Origin of the sequence: Clostridium sp. AM28-20LB (assembly GCF_003480665.1) — a bacterium.
Lineage (GTDB): Bacteria > Bacillota > Clostridia > Lachnospirales > Lachnospiraceae > Otoolea > Otoolea fessa.
Map to the genome: position 1 here is coordinate 128,763 of NZ_QUJN01000001.1, position 24,765 is coordinate 153,527.

Here is a 24,765-nt window from a genome sequence, read left to right on the forward strand (position 1 = left end):
ACAGAATATAGTAAAATACCATTTGGTGGCGTTTCCGAAATTCGGGCTGGTACCGGGATTTGCGGAGGCGCCTCTTTTTGCGCCCGTCTGACTCTTGTCAGTGTGGGCCTGTAGAAATAAAAAAGGAGAAGGTAAGTAGAAATGGGAAGAGAACGTTTTTCCTCTCGGCTGGGATTTATCCTGATTTCCGCGGGCTGTGCGATCGGTCTGGGAAATGTGTGGAGATTCCCGTACATTGTCGGTCAGTATGGCGGCGCGGCGTTTGTACTGATTTATGCGGCATTTCTGGTGCTTTTAGGTCTTCCGATCATCGTTATGGAATACTCGGTCGGCAGAGCGAGCCAGAAGAGTGCGGCGCTTTCATTTGATGTGCTGGAGCCAAAGGGTACTAAGTGGCATTTTGAAAAATGGTTCGCGATGGCGGGCAACTATGTCCTGATGATGTTTTATACGACGGTAGCCGGATGGCTTCTGCTGTATGTGTTCAAGATGGCGAAAGGCGATTTCGTGGGTCTGGATGCGGACGGTGTAGCAGGGGAGTTTGGCTCTGTACTGGCAAATCCGGGACTGATGACGGTATTTATGCTGCTCTGTGTTGTATTCTGTTTTTCCATCTGTGCGATGGGACTCCAGAACGGCGTTGAGAAGATCACAAAGATGATGATGGTCTGCCTGTTAGTCCTGATGGTTGTGCTGGCAATCAATTCGGTGCGGATGGAAGGCGGACGTCCGGGACTTGAATTTTACTTAAAGCCGGATTTTGGCAAGATTCAGGAGGTTGGTGTCGGCAAGGTCGTATTTGCGGCGCTGGGACAGTCGTTCTTCACGTTGAGTATCGGTATCGGTGCGATGGCGATTTTTGGAAGTTATATCGATAAAGAGCGCAGCCTGACCGGCGAGGCAATCAATGTACTGGTCCTTGACACGCTGGTAGCGTTTATGGCAGGACTTATCATTTTCCCGGCATGCGCGGCTTACGGCATCGAGGCAGGACAGGGACCAAGCCTGATCTTCATCACGCTGCCGAATGTATTTAACCACATGGCAGGCGGACGTTTCTGGGGCACGCTGTTCTTTGTCTTTATGACCTTTGCGGCGGCATCAACGGTCACAGCGGTATTCCAGAATATCGTATCCTTTGCAACGGATCTGACTGGCTGTTCGATCAAAAAGGCAGTCTGCGTCAATCTGGTGGTGATTGCGGTCCTGTCGCTTCCGTGCGTGCTGGGTTTCAATCTCTGGAGTGGTTTCATGCCGTTCGGAGAGGGCAGCAACGTGTTGGATCTCGAGGATTTCATCGTCAGCAACAACCTGCTTCCACTCGGAAGTCTCGTTTATCTGATGTTCTGTACCAGCCGGTATGGATGGGGATTTGAGAATTTTCTCAAGGAGGCAAATGAGGGAAAAGGCGTGAAGTTCCCGCGCCAGGTGCGAGCGTATGTGACGTATGTCATTCCACTGATTGTGCTGTTTATTTTTGTGCAGGGGTACTGGAGTAAGTTTTTCCAGTAGACTGTGCAGCTCTTTAGGTAACGAGAAAAAAGGAAAGTCCGGCAGAGGCAAACTCCGCCGGACTTTCCTTTTTTCGCCAAGGCTATTGACATAGTATTTAAGGGAAAGTTTTACGGGATTTTTACACAGTTTTGTTAATTCTGTATAAACAAAAGCTATATTATAACCATTTGTATTAATTTTTATACAGAGTGAAGGGGGCAGAAGATTCATTTTTCAATTGTGAATTTTTTTTACCTGTGTTATACTATACGCGGTAGATTCTAGCTCCTACGCCCGATAATATTTTCACAATTTCGGCAGAAAAGGCATCTGACGGGAGGTGAATGGGTGGAGGATGAAGGAAAATTTAGTAAGAGAAAGAGGGTTTAATTGATGGGTTTGGCTACATTTATAGGCGGCATTCATCCATTTGAGGGAAAAGAACTGTCTGAGGATAAGCCGATCAAGTATCTCGAGCCGTTACAGGGCGAGGTTATGGTTTATCCGCTGTCCCAGCACATTGGCGCACCTGCGAAACCACTGGTAGCGAAGGGCGATCACGTGCTGAAAGGCCAGATCATTGCAGAGGCAGGCGGATTTATTTCCGCAAACGTACTCAGTTCTGTTTCCGGTACGGTAAAGGGAATCGAGTCCAAGCTGGTTGCTAATGGTGCAATGGTTCAGTCAATCCTGGTGGAGAATGACGGTGAGGAAGAGGCGATTGAGGGCTTCGGAACAGACAGAGATGCAACAAAGCTGTCGAAAGAAGAGATCCGTAAGATCGTTAAGGATGCCGGTATCGTCGGCCTGGGCGGCGCTGGTTTCCCGACACATGTAAAGCTTACTCCGAAAGATGAGAACGCAATTGATTACGTTATCGTCAACGGTGCAGAGTGCGAGCCGTACTTAACCAGTGACTATCGTACCATGATGGAGCGTCCGGAGCAGATTATCGGCGGCCTGAAGGTTATGCTTCAGCTGTTTGACAATGCGAAGGGTGTTATCGGTATCGAGAACAACAAGCCGGAGGCTATCAAGAAGCTGACGGAGATGGTAAAGGACGAGCCGAGAATCGAAGTATGTCCGCTGCTTACCAAGTACCCGCAGGGTGGTGAGCGTACACTTATCTATGCAGTGACAGGACGTGAGATCAATTCTTCCATGCTGCCGGCAGATGCAGGCTGTATCGTAGACAATATTGATACCGTTGCTTCTATTTATAATGCAGTATGCAAGACAACTCCGCTGATCCGCAAGATCATTACGGTAACCGGTGATGCCATTGCAGAGCCGCAGAACTTTGAGGTACGTCTTGGTACCAACTATCAGAGACTGGTAGAGGCAGCAGGCGGCTTTAAACAGGAGCCGGAGAAGATGATTTCTGGTGGTCCTATGATGGGACAGGCTCTTTTCAGCCTTGACTTCCCGGTAGCGAAGACTTCATCTGCGCTGACCACCTTTACCAAGGATCAGGTAGCAGCGATGGAGCCGTCAGCATGTATCCGCTGCGGACGCTGTGTAGGCGTTTGTCCGGAGCACCTTGTACCTCCGCTGATGATGAAAGCATCTACGGCTCACGATCTTGAGAAATTCCAGAGCTTAAACGGCATGGAATGCGTTGAGTGCGGATGCTGTGCATATGCTTGTCCGGCAAGACGGCCGCTGACCCAGGCATTCAAAGAGATGCGTAAGGCAGTAGCAGCCAGCCGCAGAAAGTAGGAGGTGGGAAGAAATGGAAAAATTATTAAAAGTATCGTCATCACCTCACGTTCGTGACGGAGTTACGACACAGCGCCTGATGTTTGACGTTGTGATCGCCATGATTCCTGCCAGTGTTTATGGTGTATGGCAGTTCGGCATGAATGCACTTCTGGTTCTGATCGCTACCGTGATCGCCAGTGTGGCAGCCGAGTATCTTTATGAGAAATTAATGCACAAGCCGATTACGATTTCGGACGGCAGTGCAGTTGTTACCGGCATGATTCTTGCACTGAATATGCCGCCGGAAATCCCGGTTTGGATCCCGGTTCTTGGTGCATTCTTTGCAATCATCGTTGTAAAACAGCTTTACGGTGGTCTGGGACAGAACTTCATGAACCCGGCACTGGCAGCCAGATGTTTCCTTCTGACTTCCTTCGCTCTGTTTATGAATAACTTCTCATCCGCAAAGCTTGGATTTGACAGTCTGACAGGTGCAACTCCGCTGGCACAGTTAAGAGCCGGTGAGACAGTGGATCTGGCATCCCTGGTAATCGGACGTATCCCGGGAACTATCGGTGAGGTATCTGTAATTGCCCTGCTGATTGGTGCGATTTACATGGTAGTCCGCAAAGTTATCAGCCCGGTTATCCCGCTGATTTACATTGGAACCGTATTTGTATTTACATTCCTGTTTGGCGGATTCAACCTGACCTATTCTCTCAGTGAGATCTGTGCAGGTGGTCTTATCTTCGGTGCATTCTTTATGGCAACCGATTATGTAACGAGTCCTCTGACTCCGAAGGGACAGATCGTATACGGACTGATCCTCGGAATCGTAACCGGAATCTTCCGTCTCTGGGGTGCTTCTCCGGAGGGCGTTTCCTATGCGATCATCTTCAGCAACCTGCTGGTACCGCTGATTGAGCGCTATACGCTTCCGACAGCATTTGGAAAAGGAGGTCAGAAGAAATAATGAACCAGATTATCAAAAATACAATCATCCTTTTCGTTATTACTCTGGTAGCTGGTATCTGTCTGGGAACAGTACATGATATTACGCTGGATCCGATTGCACAGGCACAGGAGGCAGCAGCTACTAAAACTTATCAGGAAGTTTACCCGGATGCGGCAAGCTTTGATGAACCGCAGGAGCTGGCTGACGCAGTAACTGCTGCAGCGGACAGCATCTCTGAGTGGGGATTTGGAAAAGTTACCATCAATGATGCAAAAGAAGCGCTGGATGCAAGCGGCAATCAGATCGGTTACCTGATTACCTCTACCTCCGCAGAGAGCTACGGCGGCAACGTGCAGATCGCAGTTGGTATCACCAACGAGGGCGAGCTGACCGGTATCGGTTTCTTAAGCATCAGCGATACGCCAGGTCTTGGTATGAGAGCCAAAGAACCGGATTTCAAGGATCAGTTTATCGGCAAGAAAGCTGAGAACCTGGAAGTTACAAAGACAGGCGCGTCTGCAGATAATCAGATTGAAGCCATCAGTGGTGCAACGATCACTTCCAAGGCAGTCACCAACGCGACAGATGCAGCTATCTATTTCGTGGCTAACTGCCTGGCACAGTAGGAGGTGGAAAGATTATGAATAAATATGTAGAGCGCTTATATAACGGTATCTGGAAAGAAAACCCGATTTTCGTTCAGATGCTGGGTCTGTGTCCGACCCTGGCGGTAACCACTTCCGCCATCAACGGTGTCGGCATGGGACTTTCGACAACCGCCGTACTGATTGCGGCGAACTTTCTGATTGCATTGCTTCGTAAGATCATTCCGGACGGCGTGCGTCTGCCGGCAGAGATCGTAGTCGTAGCATCCTTCGTAACCATCGTAGATATGTTGATGGAAGGTTTCGTTCCAAGCTTATATGCTTCCCTGGGACTTTACATTCCGCTGATCGTAGTTAACTGTATCATCCTTGGCCGTGCCGAGGCATATGCTATGAAGAACGGTCCGATCCTGTCTGCATTTGACGGTATCGGTATGGGACTTGGATTTACAGTTGCTCTGGCACTCATCGGTTCTTTCCGTGAGCTTCTGGGTGCAGGTACTATCTTTGGTATCCAGATTATGCCGGCTTCCTATCAGCCGATCTCAATCTTCATCCTGGCGCCGGGTGCATTCTTCGTACTGGCTTGCCTGACTGCTCTTCAGAATCGTCTGAAGATGCCGTGTGCAACAAACGGTTCCGTAAAAGAGAAGAAGAAGGGTGGCTGCTGCAGCGGCGACTGCTTAAGCTGTGCTGGTCATGATGCAGAAGTTAAGAAGGAACAGGAGGAGAAGTGATGAAAGAATTACTTATTATTGCGATAAGCTCGGCGCTGGTCAGCAACGTCGTACTGAGCCAGTTCCTCGGTATCTGCTCCTTCGTCGGCGTATCCAAAAAAGTTGAAACAGCAGCTGGTATGGGTGGTGCGGTTATCTTCGTTATTACCATCGCATCCATCGTTGCAAACCTGATTTATCAGTTCGTTCTGGCACCGCTTGGTATCGATTACCTGAAAACCATCGTTTTCATTCTCGTTATCGCAGCACTGGTTCAGATCGTTGAGATGTTCTTAAAGAAGTGCATGGTTTCCCTGTATAACGCGCTGGGTGTATTCCTTCCGCTGATTACAACAAACTGTGCCGTTCTTGGTGTTGCCCTGACAAACGTCCAGAACGGATATGGATTTTTACAGAGCGTGGTAAATGGTGTTGGTACAGCCGTTGGTTATACCATCTCCATCGTGCTTCTGGCAGGTATCCGTGAGCACATCGAGGGAAATGATATCCCGTATAACTTCCAGGGATCTCCTATCGTACTTGTAACGGCTGGTCTGATGGCGATTGCATTTCTCGGATTTTCCGGATTACTGTAGAAGGAGGAGACGAAAATGGATATGAATTCAATCATTATCGCTGCTGTCGTGATCGCGGCAGTCGGCATCATCGTTGGTGTCGGTCTGGGTCTGTTCGGCGCGAAATTTAAAGTTGAAGTAGATGAAAAAGAGGCAGCTGTTCGTGAAGAGCTGCCAGGCAACAACTGCGGTGGCTGTGGTTACCCGGGCTGTGATGGTCTTGCAAAGGCCATCGCAGAGGGCAAAGCTCCGGTTAATGCCTGCCCGGTCGGCGGTGCTCCGGTTGGCGAGAAGATCGCTGCTATCATGGGCGTAGAGGCTGGTTCCTCTGAGAAGAAGGTAGCTTTCGTTAAATGTAAAGGTACCTGCGACAAGACAAAAGTACAATACGAGTACCATGGTATCGAGGACTGTGCGAAGGCATCCGTTGTACCGGGTGGCGGTGCAAAGGCATGTTCTTACGGCTGTACCGGTTTCGGTACCTGTGTGAAGGCATGTAAATTCGATGCAATCCACGTGGTAGACGGCGTAGCGGTTGTAGACAAAGAGAAGTGTGTAGCGTGTGGTGCCTGCGTGGCAGCCTGCCCGAAACACCTGATCGACCTGGTACCGTACAAGGCAAAACATCTGGTACAGTGCAGCTCCCACGATCGTGGACCGGCTGTCAAGGCAGCCTGCCAGGTTGGCTGTATCGGCTGTACGCTGTGTACCAAGCAGTGTAAGTTTGACGCAATCCATATGGATAACAACGTAGCTGTTATCGATTATGAGAAGTGCGTAAACTGCGGAGCTTGTGCAGCGAAGTGCCCGGTTAAGGTTATTCAGTAAATAACGTAAAAGAATACGGAAATAAAAAGTCCGGTTGAACCGTTTGAAAAGATGGTTCAGCCGGATTTTTTTGGTTAAAAGATAAGGTGCTTTTCTAAAGCATCCGATGAAGGTGTTCTTTGAAATTTTTGATGTTATGCTATACGAAATTTAAAGGATTGCTTTTGCTAATGCAGTATGTATCACATTTAATAATGCCTGTGAGGTATACTGGCTGCCGCTTTCAAAGGAGAGATTTTCAAGCGACTGCGTGCTCACGATCTGCTCCGAGAGATGCGAAGCGGAAGGAGAGAGCAGCGGGTACATAGTTTCGATGGAATCACTTAAAGGACGGCAGGTAACAGAGGTGATTTGGGTGGAATCAACCGTGACTTCGACATTGACTGCCTGGCTGCCAAGTGTCAGGGTAGAACTGTACATGCCTGGCAGATAGTGGATACCAGCCGCAGCAGGGGCAGAAGCACTCTGTGTCTTCCTTCCAGGACGGAACATGATGAGGAGAAGCGCGATGAGAAGAAGCCCCAGCCCGATAAAGATAGCAGTATAAATAATCTCTTTCATGCGGAGTACGACAATTTTTGTTTTTGAACTCATAAGAAAGCTCCGGAATTCGTTTAGTACAGTGTATGAGACGGTTTGAGGGAAAATGAAAGAATATGATTTGTTATAAAAATAAAAGTCCCTATTTACATTTGTGTGTCTGATGTATCAACAGTATAATGATACATTTCACAAATTGCGTATGCGATTAGAAAATCAAGTAGTCCAAATTCCATAAAATGAAATTTTAGGGCAAATTACAGACATTAGCTTGGCTGTAGTATTTTTAAACAACATGTGTTAGACTACTGTTATACTAATCGGTATTTAACGAGGAGGTAATGATTATGAGTAGAAATATAAAAGGTGGTTTTTTAACATTAAGTGGTGTTGTTGGTATTGTGGGAATGATAATAGTGGCAATGCAAAATCCAGCAACTGAATGGGTAACGCCACCTGGAAGAATGATTGTAAGTATTTTAGAAAATGGATTATTGATTCCTACGGTTTTATTCCTTGTTCTTTTTATTTATGGATTGTATATTCTCCTAACGGAGAAAAACGATTGAGCAATACCGGTTTGTCGAATTAAGAAAACCGGTATTTGTGGAAGAGGAATTCTGTAATGAAATTTTTTGAAAATACCCGTAAGCCACAAGGCTTCGGCGGAAAATTGATGACGAAGATGATGAACAGCGGTCACGCCAAATTATCGCAATGGGGATTCTCAAATATCTCCGCGAAGTCTGATGCTGAAGTTCTGGACGTCGGCTGTGGCGGCGGAGCAAATATTGCGGTCTGGCTTGATAGATGTGGAAATGGCCACGTGACAGGAATGGATTATTCTGAGGTTAGTGTGGCAGAATCTCAAAAATTGAACGCCCTCGCCATTAAACAAGGGAAATGTAATGTAGTTCAAGGAGATGTATCTGCTATACCCTTTTCTGACGCGACTTTTGATTATGTTTCTGCCTTCGAAACAGTTTACTTTTGGCCAGGATTAGTAAAATGCTTTTCCGAGATCAACCGTGTGCTAAAAAGCGAAGGCATATTCCTGATTTGTAACGAGAGTGACGGAACGAATGCCGCAGATGAAAAATGGACAAAGATGATCAATGGTATGAAGATTTACACATCTAAACAACTTGTTGCCGCTTTGAAAGAAGCGGGTTTTACAGAGATCAAAACGTATTCAAATGCAAAAAATCATTGGATAAGTATTGTTGCAACGAAATAGCCAAATTTCAGTTTGTCAATTACAGGTAACATTGAAAGAGTCAGCCCATTCAAGGTGCTGGCTCTTTCAAAAATTCAAATCTAATAAATTGCACGACAACTTAGAGTAAAAATGAATACCCATTAGCCAGAAATGAATAGAAAATGAATAAAAGAGTGGTGTTTCGTATAATTATGAGTTAGTATGCATCAGACACACTTTTGTAAAAAGGGAGAAATAAAAAGAGCTGCCATCCGTTGATATGCTTTGATAGGATCCCCCATGTTTTCGTACGGTCAGCGCAGTAAATGCGCAGACCCAAACAGTTACCCCAAATCTACAAAAAGGGAATCTGATCAGCGGATGGCAGCTTCTGAGATTTTATGACACGATATTAAACATTGAAGCGGAAGAGTACGACATCGCCGTCCTTCACCACGTAGTCCTTGCCCTCCATGCGTACCAACCCTTTCTCTCTGGCTGCATTGTAGGAACCGCAGTCTAAGAGATCCTGATAGTTGACTACCTCAGCTTTGATGAAGCCGCGCTCAAAATCGGAGTGGATTTTTCCAGCTGCCTGCGGTGCTTTGGTGCCGACTTTGATGGTCCATGCACGGGTTTCAGTTTCACCGGCAGTCAGGTAGCTGATAAGGCCAAGAATGCGGTAGCTGGCTGCAATCAGTTTTTCAAGACCGGATTCAGTCAGACCGAGATCTTCGAGGAACATTTTCTTCTCATCTTCATCTAACTCAGCGATCTCCTGCTCAATCTGGGCGCAGATAACAAATACCTCGCTGTCGTTCTCAGCTGCAAATTCGCGAATCTGTTTTACATATTCATTGGAAGCACCGTCATCTGCCAGATCATCCTCGGATACGTTGGCAGCGAAGATAACCGGTTTCCAGGTTAAGAGATCCAGCGTATTGATGAACGCGAGTTCATCCTCATCCTCCGGCTCAAAGCTTTTTGCCAGTTTGCCATCTTCCAGGTGAGCATACAGTTTCTTTAAAGTTTCCAGTTCTTTGGCCAGAGCCTTATTTCCCATGGCACTCTTGGTCGTCTTGGCGATACGGCGTTCCAGAACCTCCATATCGGAGAAGATAAGCTCCAGGTTGATGGTTTCGATATCGCGGAGCGGATTGACGCTGCCGTCTACATGGATAACATTTGGATCCTCAAAGCAACGGACAACGTGTACGATCGCGTCTACCTCACGGATATTGGCAAGGAACTGGTTTCCAAGACCCTCGCCCTTGGAAGCGCCCTTTACCAGACCAGCGATATCAACGAACTCGATCACAGCCGGAGTGATTTTGGCAGAATTATAAAGAGCTGCTAACTGACCCAGACGCGGATCCGGAACCGGTACGACACCGACGTTCGGATCGATGGTACAGAACGGGTAATTGGCAGACTCAGCGCCAGCCTTGGTCAGAGAATTAAACAGTGTACTTTTGCCTACGTTTGGCAGACCTACGATTCCTAATTTCATTTTATGATTTACCTATCCGAAAACCCTTTGCTTATCAGGATTTCCGCCTTTCTTTCGGTTTCTTATTGCGCCTTTTTACGCCCTTTTTGTAATGTTTCTTAATTTTAATGAAAGAAATCAATGCAACTATGTATTATAGCAGAAAGACGGCGCTTTTTCAATCTCAAAGGAGACATTTTGTGGCTATAGGAATGCAGAAATGGTTACTGGGCACGCATGCGTGAACAGTAACCAGAAATGTGTAATGGTTGTCTATTTTCCTGTTTAAGAAGTAAGAAAGGATTTTTTAAGGGAGCTGCGGAGTGGTAGGATAGGGCTGAAATACATGATTTTGCAGTAGAAAGAAACTATAAAAATATAGGAATAATTAGAACAAATAAAAAAAAATAAAAAAAACAAAAAAATGCTTGCATTCGCGGAGCGCCTGTGCTATACTAAGTTTCGTCAGTGAGTGACTCACTCGACAGGCAAAAATAAAAAGCAGTAAGCGGGAGTGCTGGAATTGGCAGACAGGCAAGACTAAGGATCTTGTGGGTGTATGCTCGTGTGGGTTCAAGTCCCATCTCCCGCAGTGAGCAGAAGTGGCGGAATTGGCAGACGCGCACGGTTCAGGTCCGTGTGATGGCAACATCATGAGGGTTCAAGTCCCTTCTTCTGCATGACTGATAGCCCGGTACAGAGATGTGCCGGGTTTTTGCTATACTCTGATTCAATAAATTCAGATATAAATTTGCGGAAAACAGGCTTGCAATTTAAATGAAATTGTGCTATACTACTCTTTGTCGGTGAGAAAATCATCGGACAGAGAAAATTGAAAAACAGTAAGCGGGAGTGCTGGAATTGGCAGACAGGCAAGACTAAGGATCTTGTGGGTGTATGCTCGTGTGGGTTCAAGTCCCATCTCCCGCAGTGAGCAGAAGTGGCGGAATTGGCAGACGCGCACGGTTCAGGTCCGTGTGATGGCAACATCATGAGGGTTCAAGTCCCTTCTTCTGCATGATCGATAGCCCGGTACAGAGATGTGCCGGGTTTTGTTTTGTTAAAAATAGATAGAATATGATTCTGGGATTTGCCATATAAGCATAAACTGTAAAATGAGTGAATTAGTGAATGGCAAGAGCCAGAAAAAAGAAAACCTTTTAAACTTATCTTTGGATGCGACAGAAGCGGAACGGGAAAAGTCCCCGGCACTTCAGATGGGATACGACCAGAATACGAAACGCTGGGAATTAATCATTCAATATAATGGAACTGTGGAAAAGTTGCAGGAACAGCTGCCGCAGGCGGAGATTTATCCACTTTCCGGCGGCTACGCGATTGTGCGGCTCCCTGAATCGCAGGTGGATGATCTGGCAGGATTATCACAGGTTGAGTATATAGAAAAGCCGAAACGTCTTTATTTTGAGGTGAATCGGGCGATTCGTGATACCTGTATTGCGCCGGTGCAGAGCGGAAATCAAGTCTCTCAAAATGTGTATGGCAGAGATGCTGATTTAAGTGGTCGCGGCACATTGACTGCCATCATCGATTCTGGAATCGATTATTTCCATCCGGATTTTCGAAACACAGATGGAACGACGCGCATCGCCGCACTCTGGGATCAGGAGCAGAACCGGATTTATACGCGGGAGGAGCTCAACCGGGCATTGGAGGCGGGCAGCCGGGAACGCGCTTACGAGATCGTCCAGTCGCGGGATGTGAGCGGGCACGGGACGGCAGTTGCGGCGATTGCAGCCGGAAATGGCTGGGAGGGCGGCGGACACTACCGGGGAGTAGCCTGGGAGAGTGAACTTCTGGTCGTGAAGCTTGGAACGCCGCTTGCGGATTCATTTCCCAGGACAACAGAGCTGATGCGGGCGTTGGACTATGTGGTGGGAATCGCACAGGAATGGCGGATGCCGGTGTCGGTGAATCTGAGCTTTGGAAATACATACGGTTCGCATGACGGAACCAGCCTGCTGGAGACGTATCTAAATTCGATGGCAGAGCGGGGGCGGACTTCCATCATCGTGGGAACCGGAAATGAAGGATACAGCATGGGACACCGGGCGGGATTTCTGCAGATGGGATCTCCAGTGGAGATAGAGCTTGCAGTGGGGGAATATCAGACGGGCTTCGGTGTGCAGCTATGGAAATTGTATCAGGACCGGTTTTCAGTAGAAATTTTCAGCCCGGGCGGCAGCAGCACCGGGGTGATCCGGGAATCATTGGGAGCACAGCGGCTTTCCTATGAGATGGAAGAGATTCTTCTATATTATGGGATGCCGAGTCCATACAGTCAGGCGCAGGAGATTTATCTGGATTTGATTCCAAAAGGAAGCTACATTCAGGACGGGCTCTGGAAAATCCGTCTGATTCCAGAAGAAATACGGGATGGTCAGTATGATCTGTGGCTGCCAGCGGGCATGGCACTGAACAGGGAAACACGTTTTTTGGCGGCATCGCCGGACACGACGCTGACAATCCCATCGACCGCCAGTCGGGCGATCTCGGTGGGGGCGTACGATGACGCCACGCAGGCGTATGCAGATTTTTCCGGTCGTGGATTTGCAAGATTGGGGCATCCGATCAAACCAGAGCTGGCGGCACCTGGTGTAAATATCATCACCGCCCGTGCAGGCGGCGGATATGAGGCGGTGACAGGAACTTCCTTTGCCGCTCCATTTGTGACCGGATCGGCGGCGCTGATGATGCAATGGGGGATTGTAAATGGGAACGATCCCTATCTGTATGGGGAGAAGTTGAAAGCATATCTCATCCGCGGGGCGCGGAGTCTGCCGGGGGAGACGGTATATCCGAATGAGCGGGTGGGGTATGGGGCATTGTGTCTGGAGCGAAGTTTCCCGTTGTAAAAACAATAGGAAGTGCAAGGTGCACAAAAAACAATAAATGAAATTGTAAATTATATTTAAAGTGTTAATTGAATTTTCTGCTCAAAAGAGTATAATTTACATGATATAAAATGCAATGAGCATGGAAAGACATAAAAGAATGGAAATACAGAGAGTCACTGGATGGATCGGGAAAGCTGTTGGGATAGAAAATTCGCCTTTGTTATCCGACTGGATAGCAGAGGCGTTTTTTTATAAATAAACAAAGGAAAGAGGTTTAACTATGAGTGGAGTAATGATGATGATAATCGCCATCGTTGTTCTGGGAGGAGCATACCTCCTGTACGGGCGTTATCTCCAGAATAAGTGGGGCATCGATCCAAATGCCAAAACTCCGGCATATGAGATGGAGGACGGTGTCGATTATGTACCGGCTGATACAAACGTTGTGTTTGGTCATCAGTTCGCGTCGATCGCCGGTGCGGGTCCGATCAATGGTCCGATCCAGGCGGCAATTTTTGGCTGGCTTCCGGTCCTGCTTTGGATTTTAATCGGCGGCGTATTTTTCGGCGCCGTTCAGGATTTTGCATCCATGTATGCGTCTGTCAAAAATAAGGGACGTACAATCGGATACATCATCGAAGAGTACATTGGAAAATTAGGAAAGAAATTATTTCTTTTATTCTGCTGGTTGTTCTGTATTCTGGTTGTTGCAGCGTTTGCAGACGTTGTAGCGGGAACATTTAAGGGATTTACGGTCGATGAGGCAGGTGCTGTCACAAAGATAGCGGCAAATGGAGCCGTTGCAACTACTTCTATGTTATTTATCATCGAGGCAGTTGCACTTGGATATTTCCTCAAATATACCAAATTCAACAAATGGATCAACACAGCCGTCGCTATCTTATTACTGGTGGCAGCGATCGCGCTGGGACTGAATTTCCCGGTCTATGTCGATCTTGGAACCTGGCATATTATTATCTTTGTGTACATTCTGATTGCCAGTGTCGCTCCGGTATGGGCGCTGCTTCAGCCGCGTGATTATCTGAACAGCTATCTGCTGATCTTTATGATCGTTGGTGCAGTTATCGGTGTATTTGTGGCCAATCCGGCATGTAATTTGAAACCGTTTACAAGCTTTAATGTAAATGGACAGTATATGTTCCCGATTTTATTTGTAACGATTGCCTGTGGCGCAGTTTCCGGTTTCCATTCTCTGGTATCTTCCGGTACTGCATCTAAACAGATCAAAAATGAAAAGAACATGCTTCCGGTTTCGTTTGGCGCAATGCTGATGGAGAGTATGCTTGCTATCATCGCACTGATTGCAGTTGCTTCCTTTGCAGATGGCGAGGCAGCAGCACAGGGACTTACCACCCAGCCGCAGATTTTTGCAGGCGCGATCGCAAACTTTCTTTCCGTAGTTGGTCTGCCGCATTCGCTTGTATTTACATTAATCAACCTGGCAGTATCTGCATTTGCACTGACTTCCCTGGATTCGGTTGCCCGGGTAGGGCGTCTGTCGTTCCAGGAATTTTTCATGGATTCGGACACAGACGAGGAAAATATGAGCCCGTTTGTAAAGGTAGTAACCAATAAATATTTTGCAACCATCATCACACTGGTACTCGCATACCTGCTTACCAAGGTCGGCTATGCAGAGATCTGGCCGTTATTCGGTTCTGCAAACCAGCTGTTATCGGTACTTGCTCTTGTAGCTTGTGCAGTATTCTTAAAGAAAACCAAGCGTCAGGGCTGGATGCTCTGGGTGCCGATGCTGTTCATGATGGCAGTTACCTTTACTGCACTGAGCATGACCATCATAAAGCTCACAAACGCATTTATGACGACCGGTCTGGATCTGGGAAATACACTGCAGCTTGTATTTGCAGTGCTGCTGTTAATCCTGGGTGTATTAGTAGCAATTCAGGGTATCAAGAAACTGCTTGAAAAAGCGGATAAGTAAAAATAATAAGTGAAAATAAAATGTAGATGAGGTCCATCGGGGGCAGCCGTTACGTTTTGTATGTGTGATAGTAAAGAGAGGATGTCTGTATTCAAAAGAACAGATGTCTTCTCTTTTTCATTCTAAGCCCCTTTGTTCAATAGATGGAAATAAGTAGTCATAATTCCCCTTCTTTCCACATAAAATAAAAAAAGAAAATAGAAAAAGATCAAAAATCCATGGAAAACCTCTGTCCCAAATTACAAAAATATGATATTATTATAAGATAATGGGTGAACTTTCGAATTTATTCCGTAAATTATTCTGAATAAAGGTGGGATCTGGATGAATATCAGAGAAACGATCGAAAAATGGGAACAGGAAACCCTGAGTCCGTATGCGTCGCTGAGTGCGAATACACGGGGACGGGAGCGGAAAGAACCGCTCTGCGACATCCGGCCAGAGTATCAGCGCGATCGCGACCGTATTCTGCACAGCAAATCGTTCCGGCGTCTGAAACAGAAAACGCAGGTTTTTCTGGCGCCGGAGGGCGACCATTACCGGACGCGCCTGACGCACACGCTGGAAGTATCGCAGATAGCGCGCACGATCGCGAAAGCGCTGCGGCTGAATGAGTCTCTGGCGGAGGCGATCGCGCTGGGGCACGATCTGGGACATACGCCGTTTGGTCATTCGGGGGAGGCGGTGCTCAACCGGCTCTGCAGCGAGGGGTTCGCGCATTATCAGCAGAGTGTCCGCATTGTGGAGGTGCTGGAGCAGAAGGGGCAGGGGCTGAACCTGACCTGGGAGGTTCGCAACGGGATCCTGAACCACCGGACGAGCGGTCATCCGGCGACGCTGGAAGGGAATGTTGTGCGGCTTTCAGATAAAATTGCCTACATAAACCATGATATAGATGATGCGATCCGGGGAAAGATCATGAAGGAAGAGGATTTGCCGCGGGAGTACACGGACATTCTGGGAAACAGTGTGCATGAGCGGCTGAATATCATGATCCACGACATCATCGAGCACAGCCAGGATAAGCCGGAGGTGGCGATGTCACCGGAACGCGAGGAGGCGATGCACGGGTTGCGCCGCTGGATGTTTGACCATGTCTACCATGACGGGATTGCGAAAGCGGAGGAAGGGCGTGCACAGCAGATGATCGAGATGCTGTATGGATATTATATGGCGCATCCGGAGGAACTTCCGGAAGAATCCCACCGGATTATGGAGATAAGAAATGAGACGAAAGAGCGCGCGGTATGCGATTATATCGCGGGTATGACAGATATTTACGCGATTGACCGGTTTAAGGAATTGTTTATTCCGAAAGCCTGGAGCGTATAAGGAGGAAGAAATGTATTATCCGGAAGAGGTAATCGAGGAAGTCAGAATGCGTAGCGACATTGTGGATGTGATTTCCGGATACGTGAAGCTGCAGAAGAAGGGAAGCAACCTGTTTGGACTCTGCCCGTTTCATCATGAGAAATCGCCATCCTTTTCGGTGTCGCCGTCCAAGCAGATGTACCACTGCTTTGGCTGCGGTGTCAGCGGCAATGTGATTACGTTTGTGATGGAATATGAAAATTATTCATTCCGCGAGGCGGTTGAGATGCTGGCGGACCGTTCGGGCGTGAAACTGCCGAAGATGGAATATTCTAAAGAGGCAAAGGCGAAGGCGGACCGCAAGGCGGCGCTTCTGGAGATCAATAAGCTGGCAGCCAATTATTTTTATTACCAGCTCAAGCAGCCGCAGGGAAAGATAGGATATGATTATCTGGTAAAGCGGAAGCTGACGGATGAGACGATCCGGCGGTTCGGACTGGGATTTTCCAATAAAATCAGCGACGATCTGTATCGGTATCTGAAAAGCAAGGGCTATGAGGACGAGCTTTTAAAGGATACGGGGCTGGTGACGATCGAGGAGCGCGGCGCCAGGGACAAGTTCTGGAACCGTGTCATGTTTCCGATCATGGATGTCAACAGCCGGGTGATCGGGTTTGGCGGACGTGTCCTCGGGGACGGGGAACCGAAATACTTAAACTCACCGGAGACGATGCTGTTTGACAAAAGCCGGAATCTATACGGACTTAATTACGCGCGTACTTCGAGAAAGAAATATATGATGCTCTGCGAAGGCTACATGGATGTGATTTCCATGCACCAGGCGGGTTATACGAACGCGGTCGCATCGCTGGGAACGGCGCTGACCGAGCAGCATGCGGCGCTTCTGAAGCGGTATACGGATCAGGTCATTCTGACCTACGACAGCGATGGCGCGGGCGTCAAAGCGGCGCTGCGGGCGATTCCAATCCTCAAGCGGGCAGGAATTTCAACCAAGGTATTGAATATGCGTCCGTATAAGGATCCAGATGAATTTATAAAAAACCTGGGAGCAGAGGAGTTTGAAAAGCGGATCGAGACGGCTAGAAACAGCTTTCTCTATGAGATCGATGTGCTGAAAGCCGGCTTTGATATGGAAGATCCGGAGCAGAAGACGGCATTTTACAATCAGACGGCGCGCAAGCTGCTTGAATTTGGCGAGGCGCTGGAGCGGGATAATTATATACAGGCGGTTTCGCGGGAATACTTTATCAATTATGAAGATCTGCGGCGGCTGGTCAACCAGCTCGGAAGCCGGTATGGCGTCGGGGAGACGGCAGCAGGCGGATATGCGGGTCGCTATGGTGATTCATATAGAACCGGAAATACGACTGGTGCGGTACAAAACAGGGAGGTAGGCGGAAGCGTCGGCAGTGCCGGGGCAATGGCGGAAAACCGCGGTGCTGGAAATGCAGAGTTTCCGGGAAATACGGGACCGGCGGTGAGACCGGTGGGCAGGAAGAAGGAGAAGGACGAGGGCATCCGCCGTTCAGAACGCCTGCTTCTTACATGGCTGATTGAAGAACCATCGTTATATGCCCGGATCAAGGACATCATCGGACCGGAGGATTTTGTAAAACCACTTTATAAAGAAGCGGCAAAAGCTGTATTTGAGGGTCTGGAAGCTGGAAATGTCAATCCGGCGGCGATTTTGAACCGCTTTATCGACGACGAGGGCAATTACAAAGAAGTCGCGGCGCTTTTCAATGCAAGTCTGGAAGAATCCTTAAACAATGAGGAGCAGAAAAAGGCATTTGCGGAGACGGTGCGCCGGATCAAGAAGAACAGCCTCGACGATCAGATCCGGCGGGCGTCGGATTTGAATGAGCTGCAGCGGCTCATACGGGAACAGGCGGGATTGCCTTCGCTCGTAATCACGTTGGAGTGATTGCGGATTGGGAAAAATTGGGTTACTGTACACGGGTAGGCACTTTTGGAACCGAAAGTGCCGTAAGAAAACGTGGTGGCAGCAGGAATTTGCCGTATTGAAATGCGAAGCCACGGCAAATTCCGTTACTGGACACGTATGCGTGTTCAGTAACAAAATTGGAAATGGTCGGGCAGGTTCTGAGGATGGAAGGAAGGACGAACTATGGAAGAGAAAAAAGTTACATTTGAAGAAAAACTCACACAGCTTCTGGAATTGGCAAAAACAAAGAAAAATGTACTGGACAATAAAGAAATATTGAATTATTTCCATGGTGAGATACTGAGCCCGGAACAGCTCGATCAGATCTATGATTTTCTGGAAAATCATCATGTAGATGTTCTCCGGATGGATGACGATGAGGACATGGAGCCAGAACTTTTTGAAGACGGCGAGGAGGAGGAGCCGATCGACGTGGACAACCTGGATCTCAGCATCCCGGATGGCGTCAGCCTCGATGATCCAGTCCGGATGTATCTGAAAGAGATCGGAAAAGTGCCGCTGCTTTCCCCAGAAGAGGAAATTGAGCTGGCGAAGCGGATGGAGCTGGGAGATGAAAATGCCAGAAAACGTCTGGCGGAGGCGAATCTGCGCCTGGTTGTCAGCATTGCGAAGCGCTATGTCGGCAGAGGTATGCAGTTCCTTGACCTGATTCAGGAAGGAAATCTGGGTCTTATCAAGGCGGTTGAAAAATATGATTATTCAAAAGGATTTAAGTTCAGCACCTATGCAACCTGGTGGATCCGTCAGGCGATCACGCGCGCGATCGCGGATCAGGCGCGGACGATCCGGATTCCGGTTCACATGGTGGAGACGATCAACCGTCTGATCCGGACTTCCAGACAGCTTTTACAGGAACTTGGACGGGAACCTACCCCGGAGGAGATCGCGGAAAAGATGGAGATGCCGGTTGAGCGTGTGCGGGAGATCATGAAGATTTCACAGGATCCGGTTTCCTTGGAGACACCGATCGGCGAGGAGGAAGACAGTCATCTGGGCGATTTCATTCAGGACGATCATGTGCAGGTTCCGGTCGATGCGGCAACCTATACATTGCTGCATGAACAGCTCATGGAAGTGCTCGATACGCTGACCGAGCGGGAGCAGAAGGTGCTGCGTCTGCGCTTTGGCCTGGACGACGGCAGACCGCGCACGCTCGAAGAGGTAGGACGGCAGTTCAATGTCACCCGCGAGCGGATCCGCCAGATCGAGGCGAAAGCGCTGCGGAAGCTGCGCCATCCGAGCCGGAGCAAAAAATTGAAGGATTATCTGGATGAATGATCTGGAAAGAAGAAATAAAAAGTAGAACACAGGAGAATAAATCATGCGGACAGAAGTAAAACTCTCGAAGCGTCTGGAACGGATCGCTTCTTTTGTACAGCCGGGCAGCCGGGTAGCAGATATCGGCACCGATCACGGTTATGTGCCGATCTGGCTGGTGCAGAAGGGCGTGTGCCCGTCGGCATTGGCGATGGATGTGCGGAAAGGCCCGCTGGAGCGGGCGGAAGAACACGTGGAAGAGGTGGGGCTTTCCGGGAAAATTGAACTGCGCCTGTCAGACGGACTGGCAAAATTGAAGGCAGGCGAGGCAGACACAGTTGTGATCGCAGGAATGGGCGGAAAACTGACCTGCCGGATTCTGGAACAGGGACGCCATGTGTGGGAGAATTGGAGCGAGGGAAAAGAACGCCTGATTCTGTCGCCGCAGTCGGAGCAGGACGAAGTGCGTCATTTTCTGGAAAAACAGGGATTTTCGATTCTCCGAGAAGCGATGCTGACGGACGAGGGAAAATATTACATAGTGATAGAAGCGGCGCGAGGCACGATGCGGCCGGGGAGAGAGCAGGATTACCGTTTTGGAGCCGATTTGATCCGGAAGAAAGATCCGGTGCTGCTTGCGTATCTGGAGAAAGAAGAGAAGATGACGCGGCAGGTGCTGGCAGGGCTGACAGAAAATGATGCCCAGAACAAGAAGAGAACCTTAGAAGCCAGTGAAGCGGGAGAGACGGCGATCAGCCGCCGTGGAGCGCGCATCAACGAACTGACCGCCTATCTGGCGCTGATAGAGGAGACGAGACATGAAATGCAGTGAGATTATCAAGATCCTGGAAACACTTTCGCCGCGCAGCATGGCATGTGACTGGGACAATCCGGGGCTTTTAGCGGGGCGCAGCGGGAAGGAAGTGAAGACGATCTTTCTGGCGGTGGACGCCACCGATTCTGTGATTGAGCAGGCAGAGCAGGCGGGGGCGGATATGATTTTGACGCACCATCCGCTTATTTTCAAAGGAATCAAGCAGGTGTCCGATCAGAATTTCATCGGCAGAAGAGTCCTGCGGATGATTCAGGATGATATTTCCTACTATGCGATGCACACCAATTTTGACGCGGCGCCGGGCTGCATGGCAGATCTGGCGGCAAAGAAGCTGGGATTGACGGATTGTGAGGTTTTAGAGAAAATGGGAGAGACCGGGGACGGCACTTCCTACGGAATCGGATGCACTGGACGATTCGAACAGCCGATGACGCTGCAGGCAGCTGCCGAGCGGGTCAAGGAGGCATTTGGACTGCCGTATGCGGCGGTCTTCGGTAAGCTGGACGGTGAGGCAGTGATTCAGAAAGCGGCGGTCTGCCCGGGTGCGGGCGGAAGCACGATGGGAGAGGCGCTGGCAGCCGGGGCGCAGGTTTATATCACAGGAGATATCAGCCACCATGAAGGAATCGACGCGGTTGCACAGGGCATGGCGGTCATCGACGCTGGACATTATGGAATTGAACACATTTTTACTGAATTTATGGAGAAATATCTGATGGGGAAGCTGGGAGACGCCGTGAAGGTTGTGCGGGAGAAACCGGCGTTTCCAATCCAGATTGTTTAGGGAGGGGATTACATGCCGGAAGTACGGATTGGGAGTGAGATAAAAACATATCCGCAGGGAACCGCCTATGCGGAGATTGCGGAGGAATATCAGAAGAATTACGAGAATGATATTCTTCTGGTCTCGGTAAATGGACGGCTGCGGGAGCTGCATAAAACACTGCAGAAGGACTGCCAGATGGAATTTATCACAGCGGCAGATACGGCTGGCTATCTGGCATATCAGAGAAGTGCCGTCTTTCTGATGATGAAAGCCTTTCAGAATGTGGCAGGCAGGGAAAATGTGAAAAATATCACGGTCTGCTTTTCTGTTGAAAATGGCCTGTATGTGGAGGTGGAAGGCAGGGTAACACTCAGCCAGGAGCTCTTAGACCGTGTGAAAGCGGAGATGAAGCGCCTGTCTGAGCAGGATCTGCCGCTGCAGAAACGGAGTGAAAATACGGATGAGGCGATGGATCATTTCCAGGAGCAGGGCATGTATGACAAGGCGCGTTTGTTCAATTACCGGCGGGCGTCGCGGGTCAATGTTTACCGGCTTGGCGATTATGACGACTATTTCTACGGATATATGGTCATGAGCACCCGGTATCTCAAATATTTTGATTTACAGATGTACGAGGAAGGATTTATCCTGCGTCTGCCGAACAAGAAGCAGCCGAAGGCGATTCAGCCGTTCCATCCGCAGAAAAAACTGTTTGATGTCCAGCAGGAGGCGGAAAAGCTCGGTCACAAGCTCGGTGTGTTTGACGTGGGAACACTCAACGATACGATCGCGCGGGGGCGCATGAACGACCTGATCCTGATGCAGGAGGCGCTGCAGGAAAAGAAGATCGGAGATATTGCGGAGCAGATTTATGAGAGCGGACGCAAACTGATCATGATTGCAGGACCGTCCTCTTCGGGAAAAACGACCTTTTCACACCGTTTGTCGATTCAGCTCGCCGCGCTGGGAATGAAACCGCATCCGATCGCGGTGGACAATTATTTTGTCAACCGTGTGGACAGCCCGCGGGATGAAAATGGAAATTACGATTATGAGGCATTAAACTGCATCGATGTGAAACAGTTTAATGAAGATATGGAAGCACTTCTGGCGGGAAAACGCGTGGAGCTGCCGGTTTACAACTTTGTCAAGGGCGAGCGCGAATATAAGGGCGATTTTCTGCAGCTTGGGGCGGAGGATATTTTGGTCATCGAGGGAATTCACTGTTTGAATGATGATTTGTCGTATTCACTGCCGCGTGATAAGAAATTTAAGATTTATATCAGTGCGCTGACTCAGTTAAATATCGACGATCACAACCGCGTTCCGACGACGGACGGACGTCTGATCCGGCGGATGGTCCGCGATGCGAGAACGCGCGGTGCGTCGGCACAGGACACGATCCGGATGTGGGATTCCGTCCGCCGGGGCGAGGAGCGGAATATTTTCCCGTATCAGGAAGAGGCGGATGCGATGTTCAACTCTGCGTTTTTATATGAGCTTTCGGTGCTCAAACAGTATGCGGAGCCGATCTTATATAGTGTTCCGCGTGATTCGGCGGAGTACAACGAGGCGAAGCGGCTGCTCAAATTTCTCGATTATTTTCTGGGTGTCAGCAGCGAACAGGTGCCGCACAATTCGATTGTGCGCGAATTTATCGGCGGAAGCTGTTTTAAAGTATGATTGACTGGACAAATGCCTGAAAATATGGTAGAGTTAGGATGTTTTGAGTAAGACAGATGGTCGCGGCTGCAGAACCGAAAGGCTGCAGGTGAGGAAAGTCCGGGCTTCACAGGGCAGGATGCCAGATAACGTCTGGTGGAGGCGACTCCAAGGACAGTGCAACAGAAATGTACCGCCCGGTTTACCGGGTAAGGGTGGAAGGGCAGTGTAAGAGACTACCGCCCGGCTGGTAACAGCCGGGGCACATGTAAACCCCATCCGAAGCAAGACCGAACAGAGAGCGCAAGGCGGCCCGTCTGCTCTCGGGTAGGTCGCTTGAGCCTGCTGGCGACAGCAGGACTAGATAGATGACCATTCAACGACATAACCCGGCTTACCGTTTTGCTCAAATCATTTAAGAGGGCTGTTGCCGAATGCAGATACCAAAGAGCATCTTTATCCGGCAGCGGCTCTTTTTTCTATATTGCATACAAAAGAAAAGGGGGAAATTTTATGTTAGAAGGATTTGCATCACTCGTTGGTGTGATCAGCAATGTTATGTACAGCTATCTGTTGATTATCATGCTGCTGGCGGTCGGACTGTATTTCACACTCCGAAGCCGTTTCGTACAGCTCCGTCTGCTTCCGGAATCAATCCGGGTAGTCGGAGAAAAGACAGACAGCAACTCCGTATCCGCATTTCAGGCGCTGATGGTATCGACGGCGAGCCGCGTCGGCACAGGCAATATCGTAGGTGTAGCCAATGCGATCGCGATCGGCGGTTACGGCGCGGTGTTCTGGATGTGGCTGATCGCGATTGTGGGCGGCGCATCGGCTTTTGTTGAGAGCACGCTGGCACAGATTTATAAGAAGCGCGACGCATCCGGCGGAAGCTACGGAGGTCCGTCTTATTATATCGAGGCGGCGCTGAAGAGCCGTGCGCTGGGCGTTGTCTTCGCGATTGCCCTGATTGCTACTTATGCTGGCGGTTTTAATATGCTGGCGTCCTTTAACCTAATTGACAGCATGTCGAATTACGGCTTTTACCATCAATTTATGATGGGGGACAGGAGCCTGGTTCCGATGATCGGCGGCGCCATTCTGGCGATTCTGGTCGGCATCTGTATCATAGGCGGCGGAAAACAGATTGTCCGCATTACCGGCGTGCTGGTTCCGTTTATGGGCGTTTTCTACATCCTGATGGCGATTGCGGTCATGATCTTAAACATCGGAAGACTCCCGGAGGTATTTGTCAATATCTTCTCCAATGCCTTTGATTTCAAGGCGATCTTCGGCGGATTTGCAGGTTCTGCCATGATGCAGGGAATTAAGAGAGGTCTGTATTCCAACGAGGCGGGTGTTGGTTCTGCACCGAACGCGGCGGCAGCAGCCAATGTCAGCCATCCGGTTAAGCAGGGACTGGTACAGATGCTTTCCGTCTTTATCGATACAATCCTCATCTGTACGGCAACCGCGATGATGTGCCTCTGCACCGGTATCGTTCCGTCCGAAGAGCTGAAAGGCGCTCCGTTCGTACAGGAATCTTTGGGAACGGTATTTGGCGTGATTGGACCGTATTTCATTACATTTGCACTTCTTTTGTTTGCATTTACGACACTGCTCGGCAACTTGTTCTACTGTGAGGGATGTCTCAACTACATCGCAGGTCGTACACTGAAAAACAAAGAAATGAACGTGTTCCGCCTGTTTGCGGTGGTAGTTGTCTTCATCGGCGCACAGCTCCAGTTCGGTCTGGTATGGGATCTCGCGGATGTCCTCATGGGTATCATGGCGATCATCAACCTGCCGGTTATCGTGATTCTGGGAAATACAGCGCTCAAATGTCTGGATGATTACCTGGTGCAGAAAAAGGAAGGCAAGAATCCGTGCTTCAAGGCTGAGAGTATCGGGCTGGAAGGTAAGACAGAGTTCTGGAATTAAGATGTTCAAGGGTAGGCACTTTTGGAATCTATAATCTGGAAAATAATAAAAAGCCATGAAATCGCTTATGATCTGTAAATCTACAGA

At 49.0% G+C, this 24,765-nt stretch carries 20 protein-coding genes, 4 tRNA genes and 1 other RNA gene; 23 read left to right on the forward strand and 2 right to left on the reverse strand.

The window, feature by feature from the left end:
- Positions 1 to 141 precede the first annotated feature (141 nt).
- The 7 genes from DW739_RS00600 (at position 142) to DW739_RS00630 (ending at position 6,874) form a co-directional block, all read left to right on the forward strand.
- Positions 142 to 1,512: a sodium-dependent transporter gene (locus tag DW739_RS00600; protein WP_118742455.1), complete on the forward strand. Its 1,371-nt coding sequence runs from the start codon at positions 142 to 144 to the stop codon at positions 1,510 to 1,512.
- A 375-nt stretch (positions 1,513 to 1,887) separates the two neighbouring features.
- Positions 1,888 to 3,213, forward strand: a complete 1,326-nt coding sequence (gene rsxC, locus DW739_RS00605; RefSeq protein WP_118742456.1) for an electron transport complex subunit RsxC — start codon at positions 1,888 to 1,890, stop codon at positions 3,211 to 3,213.
- A gap of 13 nt (positions 3,214 to 3,226) precedes the next feature.
- Entirely contained in the window at positions 3,227 to 4,168 is a 942-nt protein-coding gene (locus tag DW739_RS00610) for an RnfABCDGE type electron transport complex subunit D (protein ID WP_107001558.1), read from the forward strand.
- The gene (locus tag DW739_RS00615) at positions 4,168 to 4,776 is read left to right on the forward strand and encodes an RnfABCDGE type electron transport complex subunit G (protein WP_022359777.1); all 609 of its coding nucleotides are present in this window, start codon (positions 4,168 to 4,170) and stop codon (positions 4,774 to 4,776) included. Before DW739_RS00610 ends, DW739_RS00615 begins: the two co-directional genes overlap by 1 nt.
- Positions 4,777 to 4,790: 14 nt before the next feature.
- On the forward strand, positions 4,791 to 5,492 hold the full coding sequence (locus DW739_RS00620) for an electron transport complex subunit E (RefSeq protein WP_022359778.1): 702 nt from the start codon (positions 4,791 to 4,793) through the stop codon (positions 5,490 to 5,492).
- On the forward strand, positions 5,492 to 6,067 hold the full coding sequence (locus DW739_RS00625) for an RnfABCDGE type electron transport complex subunit A (RefSeq protein WP_107001556.1): 576 nt from the start codon (positions 5,492 to 5,494) through the stop codon (positions 6,065 to 6,067). Before DW739_RS00620 ends, DW739_RS00625 begins: the two co-directional genes overlap by 1 nt.
- A 15-nt stretch (positions 6,068 to 6,082) precedes the next feature.
- Positions 6,083 to 6,874 (forward strand): RnfABCDGE type electron transport complex subunit B, encoded by a 792-nt coding sequence (locus DW739_RS00630; RefSeq protein WP_022359780.1) that lies wholly within the window; start codon positions 6,083 to 6,085, stop codon positions 6,872 to 6,874.
- 150 nt (positions 6,875 to 7,024) lie between these two features.
- On the opposite strand, the gene DW739_RS00635 is transcribed toward DW739_RS00630, so the two are convergent.
- A complete protein-coding gene (locus DW739_RS00635) occupies positions 7,025 to 7,468 on the reverse strand; it encodes a hypothetical protein (protein WP_117795137.1) in 444 nt (147 codons plus the stop codon).
- A gap of 293 nt (positions 7,469 to 7,761) precedes the next feature.
- Between DW739_RS00635 and DW739_RS00640 the strand changes: the two genes are divergently transcribed.
- Entirely contained in the window at positions 7,762 to 7,983 is a 222-nt protein-coding gene (locus DW739_RS00640) for a peptidase M50 (protein WP_107001555.1), read from the forward strand.
- Between the two features lie 56 nt (positions 7,984 to 8,039).
- The gene (locus DW739_RS00645) at positions 8,040 to 8,651 is read left to right on the forward strand and encodes a class I SAM-dependent methyltransferase (protein ID WP_117795139.1); all 612 of its coding nucleotides are present in this window, start codon (positions 8,040 to 8,042) and stop codon (positions 8,649 to 8,651) included.
- A gap of 373 nt (positions 8,652 to 9,024) precedes the next feature.
- Here DW739_RS00645 and ychF read toward each other — a convergent pair whose 3' ends face one another.
- Positions 9,025 to 10,122, reverse strand: a complete 1,098-nt coding sequence (gene ychF, locus DW739_RS00650; RefSeq protein WP_118742457.1) for a redox-regulated ATPase YchF — start codon at positions 10,120 to 10,122, stop codon at positions 9,025 to 9,027.
- A 487-nt stretch (positions 10,123 to 10,609) separates the two neighbouring features.
- Between ychF and DW739_RS00655 the strand changes: the two genes are divergently transcribed.
- From DW739_RS00655 to DW739_RS00720, 14 genes are all read left to right on the forward strand, one after another.
- Positions 10,610 to 10,693: transfer RNA gene (locus DW739_RS00655), tRNA-Leu, on the forward strand.
- Positions 10,694 to 10,697: 4 nt separating this feature from the next.
- Positions 10,698 to 10,781 (forward strand) — tRNA-Leu (locus tag DW739_RS00660).
- Positions 10,782 to 10,947: 166 nt separating this feature from the next.
- Positions 10,948 to 11,031: transfer RNA gene (locus DW739_RS00665), tRNA-Leu, on the forward strand.
- A gap of 4 nt (positions 11,032 to 11,035) precedes the next feature.
- Positions 11,036 to 11,119 (forward strand) — tRNA-Leu (locus DW739_RS00670).
- Positions 11,120 to 11,216: 97 nt separating this feature from the next.
- Positions 11,217 to 12,974: a S8 family peptidase gene (locus DW739_RS00675; protein WP_118742458.1), complete on the forward strand. Its 1,758-nt coding sequence runs from the start codon at positions 11,217 to 11,219 to the stop codon at positions 12,972 to 12,974.
- 262 nt (positions 12,975 to 13,236) lie between these two features.
- A complete protein-coding gene (locus DW739_RS00680) occupies positions 13,237 to 14,919 on the forward strand; it encodes a carbon starvation protein A (protein ID WP_022359691.1) in 1,683 nt (560 codons plus the stop codon).
- A gap of 324 nt (positions 14,920 to 15,243) precedes the next feature.
- Positions 15,244 to 16,251 carry a deoxyguanosinetriphosphate triphosphohydrolase gene (locus DW739_RS00685; RefSeq protein WP_117795145.1) on the forward strand — a complete coding sequence of 336 codons (1,008 nt, stop codon included), beginning with the start codon at positions 15,244 to 15,246 and terminating at the stop codon, positions 16,249 to 16,251.
- Positions 16,252 to 16,261: 10 nt separating this feature from the next.
- Positions 16,262 to 18,175, forward strand: coding sequence for a DNA primase (gene dnaG, locus DW739_RS00690; protein WP_118742459.1), 1,914 nt, complete (start codon positions 16,262 to 16,264; stop codon positions 18,173 to 18,175).
- 204 nt (positions 18,176 to 18,379) lie between these two features.
- The gene (gene rpoD, locus DW739_RS00695; protein WP_022359694.1) at positions 18,380 to 19,495 is read left to right on the forward strand and encodes an RNA polymerase sigma factor RpoD; all 1,116 of its coding nucleotides are present in this window, start codon (positions 18,380 to 18,382) and stop codon (positions 19,493 to 19,495) included.
- A 43-nt stretch (positions 19,496 to 19,538) separates the two neighbouring features.
- Positions 19,539 to 20,306 (forward strand): class I SAM-dependent methyltransferase, encoded by a 768-nt coding sequence (locus DW739_RS00700; protein ID WP_107001549.1) that lies wholly within the window; start codon positions 19,539 to 19,541, stop codon positions 20,304 to 20,306.
- The gene (locus DW739_RS00705; protein ID WP_107001548.1) at positions 20,293 to 21,093 is read left to right on the forward strand and encodes a Nif3-like dinuclear metal center hexameric protein; all 801 of its coding nucleotides are present in this window, start codon (positions 20,293 to 20,295) and stop codon (positions 21,091 to 21,093) included. Before DW739_RS00700 ends, DW739_RS00705 begins: the two co-directional genes overlap by 14 nt.
- Before the next feature lie 12 nt (positions 21,094 to 21,105).
- On the forward strand, positions 21,106 to 22,758 hold the full coding sequence (locus DW739_RS00710; RefSeq protein WP_118638554.1) for a nucleoside kinase: 1,653 nt from the start codon (positions 21,106 to 21,108) through the stop codon (positions 22,756 to 22,758).
- 44 nt (positions 22,759 to 22,802) lie between these two features.
- An RNA gene (gene rnpB / locus DW739_RS00715) (RNase P RNA component class A) lies at positions 22,803 to 23,150 on the forward strand.
- Positions 23,151 to 23,250: 100 nt separating this feature from the next.
- Entirely contained in the window at positions 23,251 to 24,678 is a 1,428-nt protein-coding gene (locus DW739_RS00720) for an alanine/glycine:cation symporter family protein (protein ID WP_118742460.1), read from the forward strand.
- Positions 24,679 to 24,765 lie beyond the last annotated feature (87 nt).

Coding starts and splice junctions, on each gene's coding strand:
- DW739_RS00600 (WP_118742455.1), top strand. CDS start 142: ATGGGAAGAGAACGTTTTTCCTCTCGGCTGGGATTTATCCTGATTTCC.
- rsxC (WP_118742456.1), top strand. CDS start 1,888: ATGGGTTTGGCTACATTTATAGGCGGCATTCATCCATTTGAGGGAAAA.
- DW739_RS00610 (WP_107001558.1), top strand. CDS start 3,227: ATGGAAAAATTATTAAAAGTATCGTCATCACCTCACGTTCGTGACGGA.
- DW739_RS00615 (WP_022359777.1), top strand. CDS start 4,168: ATGAACCAGATTATCAAAAATACAATCATCCTTTTCGTTATTACTCTG.
- DW739_RS00620 (WP_022359778.1), top strand. CDS start 4,791: ATGAATAAATATGTAGAGCGCTTATATAACGGTATCTGGAAAGAAAAC.
- DW739_RS00625 (WP_107001556.1), top strand. CDS start 5,492: ATGAAAGAATTACTTATTATTGCGATAAGCTCGGCGCTGGTCAGCAAC.
- DW739_RS00630 (WP_022359780.1), top strand. CDS start 6,083: ATGGATATGAATTCAATCATTATCGCTGCTGTCGTGATCGCGGCAGTC.
- DW739_RS00635 (WP_117795137.1), bottom strand. CDS start 7,468: ATGAGTTCAAAAACAAAAATTGTCGTACTCCGCATGAAAGAGATTATT.
- DW739_RS00640 (WP_107001555.1), top strand. CDS start 7,762: ATGAGTAGAAATATAAAAGGTGGTTTTTTAACATTAAGTGGTGTTGTT.
- DW739_RS00645 (WP_117795139.1), top strand. CDS start 8,040: ATGAAATTTTTTGAAAATACCCGTAAGCCACAAGGCTTCGGCGGAAAA.
- ychF (WP_118742457.1), bottom strand. CDS start 10,122: ATGAAATTAGGAATCGTAGGTCTGCCAAACGTAGGCAAAAGTACACTG.
- DW739_RS00675 (WP_118742458.1), top strand. CDS start 11,217: ATGAGTGAATTAGTGAATGGCAAGAGCCAGAAAAAAGAAAACCTTTTA.
- DW739_RS00680 (WP_022359691.1), top strand. CDS start 13,237: ATGAGTGGAGTAATGATGATGATAATCGCCATCGTTGTTCTGGGAGGA.
- DW739_RS00685 (WP_117795145.1), top strand. CDS start 15,244: ATGAATATCAGAGAAACGATCGAAAAATGGGAACAGGAAACCCTGAGT.
- dnaG (WP_118742459.1), top strand. CDS start 16,262: ATGTATTATCCGGAAGAGGTAATCGAGGAAGTCAGAATGCGTAGCGAC.
- rpoD (WP_022359694.1), top strand. CDS start 18,380: ATGGAAGAGAAAAAAGTTACATTTGAAGAAAAACTCACACAGCTTCTG.
- DW739_RS00700 (WP_107001549.1), top strand. CDS start 19,539: ATGCGGACAGAAGTAAAACTCTCGAAGCGTCTGGAACGGATCGCTTCT.
- DW739_RS00705 (WP_107001548.1), top strand. CDS start 20,293: ATGAAATGCAGTGAGATTATCAAGATCCTGGAAACACTTTCGCCGCGC.
- DW739_RS00710 (WP_118638554.1), top strand. CDS start 21,106: ATGCCGGAAGTACGGATTGGGAGTGAGATAAAAACATATCCGCAGGGA.
- DW739_RS00720 (WP_118742460.1), top strand. CDS start 23,251: ATGTTAGAAGGATTTGCATCACTCGTTGGTGTGATCAGCAATGTTATG.